The organism is Micromonospora sp. PRAS1, assembly GCF_059553435.1.
Genome location: NZ_JCANNB010000002.1, coordinates 180,318 through 193,449, shown reverse-complemented (window position 1 = coordinate 193,449; position 13,132 = coordinate 180,318). Strand labels below are relative to the sequence as shown.

Annotated in this window: 11 protein-coding genes; 7 read left to right on the top strand and 4 right to left on the bottom strand. The window is 72.7% G+C overall.

Annotation, left to right across the window (positions count from 1 at the left end; genetic code table 11):
- The first annotated feature begins 163 nt into the window (after positions 1 to 163).
- The 4 genes from AC507J_RS03180 to AC507J_RS03165 all read left to right on the top strand — a co-directional run bounded on the left by AC507J_RS03180 (position 164) and on the right by AC507J_RS03165 (position 5,060).
- Positions 164 to 1,783, top strand: a complete 1,620-nt coding sequence (locus AC507J_RS03180) for a glycosyl hydrolase family 18 protein (RefSeq protein WP_496287524.1) — start codon at positions 164 to 166, stop codon at positions 1,781 to 1,783.
- Positions 1,784 to 1,990: 207 nt separating this feature from the next.
- Positions 1,991 to 2,476 (top strand): hypothetical protein, encoded by a 486-nt coding sequence (locus AC507J_RS03175; protein ID WP_496287523.1) that lies wholly within the window; start codon positions 1,991 to 1,993, stop codon positions 2,474 to 2,476.
- Positions 2,477 to 2,572: 96 nt separating this feature from the next.
- Entirely contained in the window at positions 2,573 to 3,979 is a 1,407-nt protein-coding gene (locus AC507J_RS03170) for a class II 3-deoxy-7-phosphoheptulonate synthase (RefSeq protein WP_496287522.1), read from the top strand.
- Positions 3,980 to 4,028: 49 nt separating this feature from the next.
- Positions 4,029 to 5,060: a threonine aldolase family protein gene (locus tag AC507J_RS03165; RefSeq protein ID WP_496287521.1), complete on the top strand. Its 1,032-nt coding sequence runs from the start codon at positions 4,029 to 4,031 to the stop codon at positions 5,058 to 5,060.
- A gap of 139 nt (positions 5,061 to 5,199) precedes the next feature.
- On the opposite strand, the gene AC507J_RS03160 is transcribed toward AC507J_RS03165, so the two are convergent.
- The gene (locus AC507J_RS03160; protein ID WP_496287520.1) at positions 5,200 to 6,078 is read right to left on the bottom strand and encodes a deoxyribonuclease IV; all 879 of its coding nucleotides are present in this window, start codon (positions 6,076 to 6,078) and stop codon (positions 5,200 to 5,202) included.
- Positions 6,078 to 8,072, bottom strand: a complete 1,995-nt coding sequence (pknB, locus tag AC507J_RS03155) for a Stk1 family PASTA domain-containing Ser/Thr kinase (protein WP_496287519.1) — start codon at positions 8,070 to 8,072, stop codon at positions 6,078 to 6,080. The genes AC507J_RS03160 and pknB overlap by 1 nt, the downstream gene beginning before the upstream one ends.
- A 166-nt stretch (positions 8,073 to 8,238) precedes the next feature.
- Between pknB and AC507J_RS03150 the strand changes: the two genes are divergently transcribed.
- Complete coding sequence (locus AC507J_RS03150; RefSeq protein WP_496287518.1) at positions 8,239 to 8,607, top strand: Rv2175c family DNA-binding protein; 369 nt, start codon at positions 8,239 to 8,241, stop codon at positions 8,605 to 8,607.
- A 70-nt stretch (positions 8,608 to 8,677) separates the two neighbouring features.
- Here the strand turns inward: AC507J_RS03150 and AC507J_RS03145 are convergent, their stop codons facing one another.
- Positions 8,678 to 9,760 (bottom strand): polyprenyl synthetase family protein, encoded by a 1,083-nt coding sequence (locus AC507J_RS03145; RefSeq protein WP_496287517.1) that lies wholly within the window; start codon positions 9,758 to 9,760, stop codon positions 8,678 to 8,680.
- 161 nt (positions 9,761 to 9,921) lie between these two features.
- On the opposite strand from AC507J_RS03145, the gene metF reads away from it, so the two are divergent.
- Both metF and AC507J_RS03135 read left to right on the top strand, forming a co-directional pair.
- Positions 9,922 to 10,839, top strand: a complete 918-nt coding sequence (gene metF / locus AC507J_RS03140; protein WP_496287516.1) for a methylenetetrahydrofolate reductase [NAD(P)H] — start codon at positions 9,922 to 9,924, stop codon at positions 10,837 to 10,839.
- 43 nt (positions 10,840 to 10,882) lie between these two features.
- Positions 10,883 to 11,572, top strand: a complete 690-nt coding sequence (locus AC507J_RS03135) for a CDP-alcohol phosphatidyltransferase family protein (RefSeq protein WP_496287515.1) — start codon at positions 10,883 to 10,885, stop codon at positions 11,570 to 11,572.
- Positions 11,573 to 11,640: 68 nt separating this feature from the next.
- On the opposite strand, the gene AC507J_RS03130 is transcribed toward AC507J_RS03135, so the two are convergent.
- A complete protein-coding gene (locus tag AC507J_RS03130) occupies positions 11,641 to 13,128 on the bottom strand; it encodes a phytoene desaturase family protein (RefSeq protein WP_496287514.1) in 1,488 nt (495 codons plus the stop codon).
- Between the last annotated feature and the right edge of the window lie 4 nt (positions 13,129 to 13,132).

The following is a 13,132-nucleotide window of genomic DNA, read 5'->3' as shown; positions in this document are numbered from 1 at the left end:
CGCCGTGCACCGGATCCGGCGCACGGGGGCCGGCCAAGCGGTCGCGCGTGGTCGGTGGTGGCCGGTCAGCGGATCGATACATGCGCATCTTGACGAAGTGGTGTCGTGTGAGTAGCGTCTCCTCATCATTTTGGAAAGTTTCCTAACTGTTTGGAGACGCCACATGAAGAGATCGCTCCGCCGGGCCCTCTGGGTCGGCGCCGTGGTCGCGGTGACCGTCGCCACGGTGCCGATGACCTCGGCGTTCGGCGCCGGAAGCGTGACCACCTCGTTCAGCCGGGTGTCGGACTGGGGGACCGGTCACGAGACGAGGGTCACCGTCACCAACGGTTCGAACGCCAGCGTCAGCACCTGGCGCATCGAGTTCGAGCTGCCCTCGGGCACCAGCATCAGCAGCTCCTGGGACGCCGACGTCACCCGCGACGGCAACCGCTACGTGGCGGTCAAGAAGAGCTGGGCCGGTGCGCTGGCCCCGGGCGCCTCCTTCAGTTGGGGCTACAACGGCACCGGTGCGTACCGGGCGCCGCTGAACTGCACAGTCAACGGTGCGGCCTGCGGCGGTGGCACGCCGCCGCCGACCACCACGCCGCCCACCACCACCCCGCCGACCACGGCACCGCCGACGACGCCGCCCCCGACCACGCCGCCCCCGACCACGCCACCGGCGGGTGGGCAGAAGGTGGTCGGCTACTTCGCCCAGTGGGGTGTCTACGCCCGCAACTACCACGTCAAGAACATCCACACCAGCGGCTCCGCCGCCAAGCTGACCCACATCCTGTACGCCTTCGGCAACACCACGGGCGGCCGGTGCACCATCGGTGACAGCTACGCCGACTACGAGAAGGCGTACACCGCGGCGGAGAGCGTCGACGGCGTCGCCGACACCTGGGACCAGCCGCTGCGCGGCAGCTTCAACCAGCTGCGCAAGCTCAAGAAGATGTACCCGCACCTCAAGGTGATCTGGTCCTTCGGCGGTTGGACCTGGTCCGGTGGCTTCACCCAGGCCGCGCAGAACCCCACCGCCTTCGCGGAGAGCTGCTACAACCTGGTCGAGGACCCGCGCTGGGCGGACGTCTTCGACGGCATTGACATCGACTGGGAGTACCCGAACGCCTGCGGCCTGACCTGCGACGCCAGCGGCCCGAACGCGTTCAAGAACGTGGCCGGCGCGCTGCGTAGTCGGTTCGGCTCGGGCAACCTGGTCACCGCCGCGATCACCGCGGACGGCAGCAACGGCGGCAAGATCGACGCCACCGACTACGCCGGTGCCGCGACCCACCTCAACTGGATCATGCCGATGACGTACGACTACTTCGGCGCCTTCAACGCGCAGGGCCCCACCGCCCCGCACTCGCCGCTCTACTCGTACACCGGCATCCCGCAGCAGGGCTTCTGGTCGGACGCGGCCATCCAGAAGCTCAAGAGCAAGGGCATCCCGGCCAACAAGCTGCTGCTCGGCGTCGGCTTCTACGGCCGGGGCTGGACCGGGGTGACCCAGTCCACGCCGGGCGGCACCGCGACCGGGCCGGCGCCCGGCACCTACGAGCAGGGCATCGAGGACTACAAGGTGCTCAAGAACACCTGCCCGGCGACCGGCACCATCGGCGGCACGGCGTACGCGAAGTGCGGCAGCAACTGGTGGAGCTACGACACCCCGTCGACCATCGGCGGCAAGATGACGTACGCGAAGAATCAGGGCCTCGGTGGCGCGTTCTTCTGGGAGCTCTCCGGTGACACCAGCAACGGCGAGCTGATCGGCGCCATCAAGGGCGGTCTCGGCTGAGCCGACGGCCGACGCATCACCCACCCGACGGGGAGGGGCCCGCACCGGCCCCTCCCCGTTCGGCCGGGTTGCCGGGGGAAGCGAAGTGTTAACCGGGGCCCCTTCCTATGCAGAAGGCGATAAGAAGGGGCCCTTCCTTGCACCCGGGCGGGGTGTGACAGACTCGTCCGCTCGGATGGGTCTCGATGTCCGTCGGCGGAGGTGGCGATGCGGGTCAGGTACGGGCGCTCGGCGGCCACTGCCGTCCTGCTCACCACCGTGTCGCTCGCGCTTTCCGGCTGCGGCCTCGTCGGCGGTGGTGCGAACGAGGCGGAGCAGCCGGGGCGGGCGGCGGCCGAGGAGGCCCTGACGAAGTCCCGGGAGCGGGTGCAGGCGTACCTGGACGCGATGGCGGCCAAGGACGTCGCGGCCGGGCGCAGCCAGCTCTGCGCCGCGCTGCACGAGTCGTTCGACGGAGCGGCCACCGGGCCGAACGGCGACTTCGCGGATCACTTCGAGGTGCCGGCCGCGGAGATCCTGGACATCCGCTCCGGGCCGTCCGGGCAGGAGGTGAGCGTCTCGGTCACGGTCGCCGTGGGAAAGCGCAAGGCGGACCGGCCGTTGTTGTTCACGGTCACCCGGGACGGGCTCGACTGGTGCATCTCGGACGAGCGGCCCGGTGGGAACAGCCCCGAGCCCGCCCCGACGCCCTGACCCGCGTCCCCGCCACCCGATCCCGTCGCCGTCCATCTGCCGGAACCCGGCCCCTCGGCGGTCGGTCACCGCGTCGGTCGCCGTACGCTTTCTGTCATGCGCCATGAGTGGCATCAGCTGAGTCATCCGGCGGTGGGCAGCCCGGTGCTGCAAACCAGCCGTCCGACCGTCGACTCCGCCGAGGACGCGGCCCTCGGTCTGGACCGCTGGCGGGAACTGCCCCGTGCCCAGACCCCGCCCTGGGCGGACCAGGCCCAGGTCGCCGAGGTCTGCAAGGTGCTCGACACGGTCCCGTCGGTGGTGGCCCCCTACGAGGTCGACCAGTTGCGCCAGCGCCTCGCGCTGGTCTGCGAGGGTAAGGCCTTCCTGCTCCAGGGCGGCGACTGCGCGGAGACCTTCGCCGACAACACCGAGAGCCACCTGCTGGCAAACGCCCGCACGCTGTTGCAGATGGCGATCGTGCTCACCTACGGCGCGTCGCTGCCGGTGGTCAAGGTGGCCCGGGTCGCCGGGCAGTACACCAAGCCCCGGTCGCTGCCGACCGACGCCCGGGGCCTGCCGGCCTACCGCGGCGACATGATCAACTCGCTGGAGGCCACGCCGGAGGCGCGGGTCGCCGACCCGCAGCGCATGATCCGGGCGTACGCGAACTCGGCCGCCGCGATGAACATGCTCCGCGCCTACCTCGCCGGTGGGTTGGCCGACCTGCACGCGGTGCACGACTGGAACAAGGGTTTCGTGCGCAACTCGCCGGCCGGCGAGCGGTACGAGGCGATCGCCCGGGAGATCGACCGGGCCCTCGCCTTCATCCGGGCCTGCGGGATGACCGACGACGAAGCCCTGCGTACGGTCACCCTCTACTGCTCCCACGAGGCCCTGGCGCTGGAGTACGACCGGGCGCTGACCCGGGTCTCCGGCAACCGGGCGTACGGGCTCTCCGGGCACTTCCTCTGGATCGGCGAGCGGACCCGGCAGATCGACGGGGCGCACATCGACTTCATCTCCCGCATCGCCAACCCGATCGGGGTCAAGCTCGGCCCGACCACCACCCCGGACGAGGCGATCGAGCTGTGCGAGAAGCTGAACCCGGAGAACATCCCCGGCCGGCTCACGTTGATCAGCCGGATGGGCAACCACAAGGTACGCGACGCGTTGCCGCCGATCGTGGCCAAGGTGACCGCCGCCGGGGCGAAGGTGGTGTGGCAGTGCGACCCGATGCACGGCAACACCCACGAGTCGTCCAACGGCTACAAGACCCGCCACTTCGACCGGATCGTCGACGAGGTGCTGGGCTACTTCGAGGTGCACCGGGGCCTGGAGACCCACCCGGGTGGGCTGCACGTCGAGCTGACCGGTGAGGACGTCACCGAGTGCCTGGGCGGCGCCCAGGGCATCGCCGACCTGGACCTGCCGGACCGGTACGAGACCGCCTGCGACCCGCGACTGAACACCCAGCAGTCGCTGGAGCTGGCCTTCCTGGTGGCGGAGATGCTCCGTGGCTGACCCGCGGAGTGAGCCTGCGCGCCGCGAGCCGGTGGCTGAAGGGACGACTGTGGCTGAGGTGATCGCGGACCTGCGTTCGGACACGCTGACCCGGCCCACCGCCGGGATGCGGGAGGCGATGGCCACCGCCGAGGTCGGCGACGACGTCTATGGCGAGGACCCGACGGTCAACGCCCTGGAGCGCGAGGTCGCCGCGCTCTTCGGGCACGAGGCGGCGCTGTTCTGCCCGACCGGGTCGATGGCCAACCAGATCGCCCTGCAACTGCTGGTGCCGCCCGGTGCGGAACTGCTCTGTGACGCCGACGCCCACGTGGTCACGTACGAGATGGGGGCCGCCGCCGCCTACGGCGGGGTCACCTCGCGGACCTGGCCTTCGGTCGGCGCGGACGTCGACCCCGACGTGGTCGCCGGCATGATCCGGCCCGACGGCTACTGGGCGGTGCCCACCCGGGCGATCGCGGTGGAGCAGACCCACAACCGGGGTGGGGGCGGGGTGATCGCCCTCGACACGCTGCGCGAGCTGCGCCGGGTCGCGGACGCCGCGCAGGTGGCGCTGCACTGCGACGGGGCCCGCATCTGGCACGCCCACGTCGCCGACGGGGTGCCGCTGGCCGACTACGGCGCGCTCTTCGACACCCTCTCGGTCTGCCTCTCCAAGGGGCTCGGCGCCCCGGTCGGCTCGCTTGTCGTCGGTGCCGCCGACCAGATGGAGCGGGCCCGGTTGATCCGCAAGCGGCTGGGCGGCGGGATGCGTCAGGCCGGCATCCTGGCCGCCGCCGGGCGGTACGCCCTGGCCCACCACGTCGACCGGCTCGCCGAGGACCACGCGAAGGCGGCCCGGCTGGCTGAGGCGATCGCCCCCTCCGGGCTGCTGGCCGCCCCGGTCCGCACCAACCTGGTCCCGCTGGACCTGACCAAGGCGCCGATGGACGCGCCCGCCCTGGCCGCCGCCGCCCGCGCCGAGGGAGTGCTCATCTCGGTGCTCGGTCCCCGTACCGCCCGGCTGGTCACCCACCTCGACGTCACCGACGCGGCCATCAACCACGCCGCCACCACCCTCACCAACCTCCTCCGCACCTGACCCCACCCTTTTCTCCGCGCGATCTTGCACTTTCGGTCGCCGATATGCCCGGTATGCGGCATGTGCGGCGACGACAAGTGCAAGATCGCGGCAGCGCGGGGGCGCGGCAGCGCGGCAGCGCGGGGGGCGCGGGGGCGGGTTAGGGGTTGGTGGTTAGGCGGCGGAGGGTGGTGATGTCGGCGGCGTGGCCCTCGTGGCGCTCGGTGGGGGTCTCCACCAGGATCGGTACGCCGGCGGTGGCGGGATGGCGCATCAGCTCGGCGAAGGCCGGCTCACCGATGGTGCCCTTGCCGATGTTCTCGTGCCGGTCGCGGGTGGAGCCGCACAGGTCCTTCGAGTCGTTGGCGTGCACCAGCCGTAGCCGGTCCGCACCGACGGTGGCCACCAGGGTGTCCAGCGTCTCGGTCATGCCGCCCTCGGCGGCCAGGTCGTGCCCGGCCGCCCAGGCGTGGCAGGTGTCGAAGCAGACGCCGAGCCAGGGGTGCCGATCCACCGCGTCGAGGTACGGCCCCAACTGCTCCACCCGGCAGGCCAGCGACCGGCCACCACCCGCGCTCGGCTCGACCAGCAGCATCGGCCCACCGGTGGCGGCGGCCGAGTCCAGCAGCGGCAGCAGGGACTCGCGTACCTGCCGCATCGCCGCCTCGGCGTGCCCGGCGTCCACCGCGCTGCCGGCGTGGAAGACCACCCCGCGGGCGCCGATCTCGGCGCCGCGGCGCAGGGCGTGCTCGAGCGTACGCACCGAGTGCTCGACCGTCGCGGCGGTCGGGGAGCCCAGGTTGACCAGCAGCGACGCGTGAATGTAGACCGGCACGCCCCGCTCGGCGCAGCCCTGGCGGAACAGCGCGTCCTGGGCCGGGTTCCCGGCCGGCGTCGCCCACCCCCGGGAGTTGCCGACGTAGACCTGGGCCACCTCGGAGCCGGCCGCGTCGAGGTACGGCAGCGCCGCCTTCGCCAGCCCGCCCGAGGTGGGCGTGTGCGAGCCGACCGGCCGGTGACCGGGATCGGTGCCGGGCATCAGAAGCACCCGACGGTGACCTGGCTGCCCGGGGCGACCTGGGCGTTCTCGGGCGGGTTCTGGAACCGGGCGACCGCGTTCGGGTTGAACTGCACCGTCACCTGGAAGCCCTGACTCTCCAACGCCTGCTTGGCCTGCTGGCACGGCAGGTCGATGACCCGGGGCACGGTCACCAGGGGCGGTCCCTCGCTGACCTCCAGCCGGACCTGGGCACCCTTTTCCACTCCGCTGCCGTCGGCCGGGCTCTGCCCGAGCACCTCGTCGCGGGGCTTGTCGGACTGCTTGTAGGTCGGCTCGACCAGCACCAGGCCGAGTTGTGCGAGCCGGTCGCGGGCCTCGTTGAGGTTCTTGCCGACCAGGTTCGGCACGGTGATCGGGGCCCGTCCCTTGCTGAGGATGACGGTGATCTCCTGGCCCGGCTTGACCTCCTTGCCCGCCTCCGGTTTGGTGGCCACCACCACGCCCTCGGGCAGGCTGTCGTCGTAGCGGGCGCTGCCCTTGACGACCTTCAGCTCGGCGCTGACCAGATCCGCCTCGGCCAGGTCGAACTCCTTGCCCACCACATCGGGCATCGGGAACCGCTCCGGGCCGAGCGACAGGGTCAGGGTGATGGTGCCGCCCCGGACGATCTGGGCGGAGGAGGCCGGGTCCTGGGCCAGTACGCCGTCGCGCGGGACCTCTTCGTCATAGCGTGGGTCGGCGTAGCGCAGGGTGAAGCCGCCCTGCCGCGCCGCCGCCTCCGCCTGGGCCTTGGTCATGCTCACCAGCTCCGGCGCGGCGGTGTAGCGGCCCACCCCGTACCACCAGCCGCCGAGCGCGGCCACCAGGCCGAGCACCACCACGACGGCGGCGACGGCGAAGCGATTGCTTCCCGATTCGCCCATCAGCCGGGCCCGCAGTGCCATCAGCCGGGACCTGAGGTCCGGCTCGCCGCCGCGCTCCGGTGCTGCCCGGCGTCGGCCCCGGGCGGGCGCGCCGCCCTCGGGCAACCGGGCCCAGGACGGCCGCTCGGGCGGGCGGACCGCGGCCACCACCATTGTCGGTTCGGAGACCGGCCCGCTGGGCAGGGCGGGCAGCATGGTGGTGTGGCTGTGCGAACCGGCCAGGCTCTCCCGGGCCGTCTGCACCTCGGCCAGCAGGGTGCCGGCGTCGGCGGGGCGGCCCGCCGGATCCCGCCGGGTGGCCCGGGCGACCAGCTCGTCGAGCACCCGGGGCAGGCCGGGCACCAGCATCGACGGCGCGGGGACGTCCCGGTCGACGTGCTGCCAGGCGATGTCGATCGGCCGGTCGCCGTCGTACGGCACCCGGCCGGTGAGCATCTCGAACAGCACGATGCCCGCCGCATAGACGTCGGTACGGGCGTCGGCGCGCCCCTCGGTGACCAGTTCGGGGGCGACGTACGCCACCGTGGCCATCAGCTGGTTGCCGCTGTCGTGGTCGGTGCTCGCCTCGACGGCCCGGGCCAGCCCGAAGTCGGTGACCTTGACCACACCGTCGACGAGGTTGGCCGGGCCGCCGCTGGGTGCCTCGGCGACGAGCACGTTCTCCGGCTTGACGTCGCGGTGCACCAGTCCGGCCCGGTGGGCGGCGGCGATCGCGGCGAGCATCTGCTCGGTGATCGCGAGCGCCTCGTCCGGGTTGAGTCGGCGTCGTTCAGTAAGCACCTCGCGCAGCGTGCGCCCGCGTACGTACTCCATGACCAGGTACGGCATGCCGGCGTGGTTGCCCTGGTCGTAGACCGCCACCACGTTGGGGTGGGTGAGCCGGGCGATCGTCTTGGCCTCGTCGGTGAACCGGTCGACGAAACCGGTCGGCCCGGTCCGACCAGGCGTGCCCTGCGTGGTGTGAATGATCTTGATCGCCACGGTGCGTTCGAGCCGCTCGTCGGTGGCGGTGTACACGGTCGCCATGCCACCACGGGCCACGCGACCGCGGATGCGGTAGCGCCCGTCGATCAGCGAGCCTGGCAACGTGTCGGCGACCTGTGTGTCCATCGGCAGGGAGTCTATGTGTCGGAAGGGATGAAGGTTGCACAGGATGCTACCGCCGAGTTGGTTCGCGCGGGTCCACCCTGTCCACGACGCGCTCGATCCGCCCTGCTCAGCGCGGCCGTCGGGAGGCTGTTGACCCGGGGGAGGGGTGGCGTGGCAGGGTGGTCGGGTGACCGACTCCCTGCCCACCGAGAGCGCTACGCCCGGCCCCACCGACTGGTTGACCCTGCCGGATGTCGCCGAGCGGCTCGACGTGACGATCAGCAAGGTGCACCAGATGATCCGGGACCGGGAGCTGATCGCGGTGCGTCGCGACGGCGTCCGCCGAGTCCCAGCCGACCTGGTGGCCAACCGGACCGTGGGCAAGCACCTGCCCGGCGTGCTCACCCTGCTGACCGACGCCGGCTACGACGACGAGGCGGCGCTGCGCTGGCTCTACGAGCCGGACGACAGCCTGCCCGGCCGTACCCCCGCTGCCGCCCTCGCCAGCGACCAGGCCCGCGAGGTCAAGCGCCGCGCCCAGGCCCTCGGCTTCTGACCCACCGAGGTCAGTCGGCGGTCTGCCGATGCCAGCCGGCGGCCTATCGAGGTCAGTCGGCCTGCTGAGGTCAGTCGGCGCGGCGGGTGGCCGCGATGGCCAGGTCGACCAGGGCCTGGCGGGCCTCGGTGTCCAGGTCGACCGTGGTCAACGCGGCGAGCGCGGTGTCGGTGAGCGTGACGATCAGCTGCTCGGTGCGGGCCAGCGCGCCGCTGGTGCTGATCACTGCCCGTAGCCGGTCCACCCCGGCCGGGTCCAGCTCCGGGTCGCCCAGACCGGCGCGGAGCAGCGCCCGGCCGGCCTCGTCGGTCGTCTCCATCGCCGCCGCCACCAGGTAGGTCCGCTTACCCTCCCGCAGGTCGTCGCCGGCCGGCTTGCCCGTCTGCGCCGGGTCGCCGAAGACCCCCAGCACGTCGTCGCGCAACTGGAACGCCTCACCCAGCGGCAGGCCGTACGCCGAGTAGGCGATGCGGACGTCGGCGGGCGCGTCGGCGAGTGCCGCGCCGACCAGCAGCGGTCGCTCGACGGTGTACTTCGCCGACTTGTACCGGGCGACCTTGCCGGCCCGCTCCACCGAGGTGTCCCCGGTGACCTGGGTCAGCACGTCGAGGTACTGCCCGACGGTGACCTCGGTGCGCATCTCGTCGAAGTCCGGCCGGGCGCGGGCCACCGTGCGGGGATCGAGCCCGGCCGAGTGCAGCAGTTCGTCGGACCAGACCAGGCACAGGTCGCCCAGCAGGATCGCCGCCGCGTCACCGAAGCCGTCCGGGTCGCCGCCCCAACCGGCCATCCGGTGCCGGGCGGCGAACCGGCGGTGTATCGCCGGCTCGCCCCGGCGGGTGTCCGAGCGGTCCATCAGGTCGTCGTGGATGAGCGCGCTGGCCTGGACGAACTCCAGCGCGGCCAGGGCGGTCACCACCGGGTCGGTGTCCACCCCGCCGGCACCCCGGTAGCCCCAGTAGGCGAAGGCCGGCCGCAGCCGCTTCCCGCCACCGAGCACGAACGCCTCGATCGCCTCGGCGACCGGCACCAGGGCCTCGTCGACATCGGCCATCCAGGCTCGGCGGCCGGCGAGGAAGTCGGAGAGGGCCTGATCGACCCGTCGTCGCAGGCTGGCACGGTCGACCGGGGAGACAGGAGCAGCGTGGGTCACGTCCCGACGCTAATGGGTCCGGTCGCGGCGCGCCGAGCCACCCGTGCCCGGCGCGTCGTGGCACACCTGCTCGTGGCCCGCGTCGCCCGGAAAGTCCGGCGGCTCAACGGCCGGCGTGGGAAGCTGGTGAGATAGTCGGTGTCACCCGCTAGAGTCGGGGCGTGGCGCTCGGTCTTCCGTCGATTCTTCCGAACCCGCACCCGCCGATCGGGGAGCTGGTCCGCACCTGCCAGCCCACCTTCTCCTTCGAGTTCATGCCGCCGAAGAACGAGCCGGGGGAGCGGCAGCTCTGGCAGGCCATCCGCGAGCTGGAGTCGCTGCGACCGTCGTTCGTCTCGATCACCTACGGGGCCGGCGGGTCGACCCGGGACACCACGGTGGCGGTGACCGAGCGGATCGCCACCGAGACCACCCTGTTGCCGTTGGCCCATCTGACCGCGGTCAACCACTCGGTGGCCGAGTTGCGGCACGTGATCGGTCGACTGGCCGGTGCCGGGGTGCGCAACGTGCTCGCGGTGCGGGGCGACCCGCCCGGTGACCCCACCGGCGAATGGGTGCCGCACCCCGAGGGCGTGCAGTACGCCGAGGACCTCGTCCGGCTGGTCCGCCGCTCCGGCGACTTCAGCGTCGGGGTGGCCGCCTTCCCGTACCGGCACCCCCGCTCGCCGGACATCGCCACCGACACCGAGCACTTCGTCCGCAAGTGCCGGGCCGGTGCGGAGTTCGCGATCACCCAGATGTTCTTCGACGCCGACGAATACCTACGCCTGCGTGACCGGGTCGCCGCCGCCGGCTGCGACACCCCGATCCTGGCCGGGGTGATGCCGGTGACCCGGATCGGCACGATCGAGCGCTCGGTGCAGCTTTCCGGCGCGCCCTTCCCGCCGGCGTTGGCGGCCCGGTTCGAGCGGGTGGCCGATGATCCGGAGGCGGTCCGCCGGCTCGGCATCGAGCAGACCAGCGAGATGTGCCAGCGGCTGCTCGACGAGGGGGTTCCGGGCATCCACTTCATCACCTTCAACCGGTCCACCGCGACCCGGGAGATCTGGCAGAACCTCCGGGTGGGCGCCGCGACGTGACATTCGCGGCGCGACACCTCAGCGCCGCCGATCCGGTTGAACCGTGGTGGGCAGACAGCTGAACTGGAACGAGTACGCCACGGCGTGGGCCCGACTGCACGGTGGGTTCGATCCCCGGGCCGCCACTCCGGTGGTACGCGGTTGGCTGCGCTTCTCCTACCATCTCGGTTTCCTGTTGGGGCGGCTGCGGGTCGGCCCGACCGCGGTGACGGTGGTCGGCGTACTGCTCTGCTTCTGCGTACCGCTGTTCGCGGTCCGGCCGGGCGACGGCCCGTTCCTGGCGGCGGCGTTCGTGCTGCTCGCCTCGGTGGCCGACAGCGTTGACGGTGCGGTGGCGGTGGCCACCGGCCGGACCACCCGGCTCGGCTACGTCTACGACTCGCTCGCCGACCGGCTCGGCGAGGCCGCGTGGCTGGTGGCGTTCTGGCTGGTCGGCGCGCCGGGCGCGTTGGTCGCCGCGGCCGGCGCGCTGTCCTGGCTGCACGAGTACGTCCGGGCCCGCGCGGTCGCCGCCGGCATGCGGGAGATCGGCGCGGTCACCGTGGGCGAGCGGCCCACCCGGGTCTGCGTGGCCGTGGCCGGGCTGCTGCTGGCCGGCCTGACCGGGCTGGTCCAGCCGGACCTGGCCGCCGGCACCATCACCATGGCCACCGCGGTCTGGGTGCTGCTTGCCGCCTTCGGGCTCGGGCAGCTGCTCTCTGCGGTACGCCGGGCACTGATCGACGCGGCCTGACGATCTCCGGGTGTTAACAAGGGGCCCTTCCTCTACCTGAGGCGTTAATAAGGTGCCCTTCCTTACACCTACCAGGCGGGGCCGATGGCGTCGGCGACGATCTGCGCGGAGAGGGTGACCATCGGCAGGCCGCCGCCCGGGTGGCTGGAGCCGCCGACCAGCCACAGGCCGTGCGCCGGGCCCCGGTTGGCCGGGCGGAGCAGGCCACCGGCCGTGCCGTAGATGGTGCCGCCCGGCGCGCCGGTCGCGGTGGCCAGGTCGGCCGGGGTGCGGATGTCGCGGAAGAGCAGCCGGTCGCGGACGTCCACGCCCCGCTCGGCAAGCACGTCGAGGATCCGGTCGGCGTACGCCTGGGCCAGCCCCGGCCGGCGCCAGTCGACCGCCCCGGCGGCGGTGCCCTGGCGGGCGGCGTTTACCAGCACGAACCACGCCTCGTGGCCGGTCGGGCGGACCGCCGGGTCGTCGGCCACGGTGACGAAGACCGTCGGGTCGGCGGCCGGCCGGGCGGGTACCCCGCGACCCGGGGCGCCGAAGACCGCGTCGAACTCGGCGTCGTAGTCGCGCGGGAAGAAGACGTTGTGGTGGGCCAGCCCGCTCTCGCCGCGTACGCCGAGCAGCAGGACGAAGCCGGCGAGGCTGCGGTCGGCGAGCCCGGCCAGCCGGCGCGGGTCGGGCAGCAGGTCGCGGTAGACGGTGAGCGCGTCGACGTTTGCCACCACCACGTCGGCGGGGATCGGGGCGTGCTGCCCGGCGACGCGTACCCCGTGCACCCGGCCACCTGCGGCGTCGATCCGGGTGACCGGGGTGCCGGTGCGCAGCACCACCCCCAGGTCCAGGCAGCGCGACAGCAGCGCGTCGGCGAGGGTGCCCAGCCCGCCGCGCAGGTACCAGCCGCCGAAGGCCAGCTCGGCGTAGGGGACCGCGACCAGCGCGGCCGGTGCGCGGCGCGGGTCGGCGCCGGTGTAGGTGGCGTACCGGTCCAGCAGCATCCGCAGCCGCGGGTCGGACAGCTGGGCGCGGCCCAGCCCGCGCAGGCTCTGCCCGGGCCGGATCGCGGCCAGGTCACCCAGCCGCCAGGCCAGCCGGGTCAGGTCCGGAGGCGAGTCGACCCGGCGGCGCAGGATGTCGTGCTCGCTGGCGCGCCACACCCGGCCGGCGCGCCGCCAGAGCCGCTGCCAGTCGGCGGCGGCCCGGTCGCCGAGGGCCGCGCCCACCCGGGCGGTGAACTCCACCGGGTCGGCGCAGGAGTCGAGGACCGGCCCGCCGCCCGGGAAGACGTGCCGCACGATCGGGTCGAGCGGCACCAGGTCGAGGTACTCGTCGAGCTTGGCCCCGGTCGCCTCGAACAGCTCCTGAAAGACCTGGGGCAGGGTGAGCAGGCTGGGGCCGGTGTCGAAGTGGAACGGTCCGGCGTCGGTGACGCGGCTGTGCCGGCCGAGTTTGCCGCCGACCATCTCGGCCCGTTCCAGCACGGTCACCTGATGCCCGGTGACGGCCAGTCGGGCGGCGGTGGCCAGCCCGCCCACCCCGGCGCCGATGACCACGATCCGCGCCATGCCG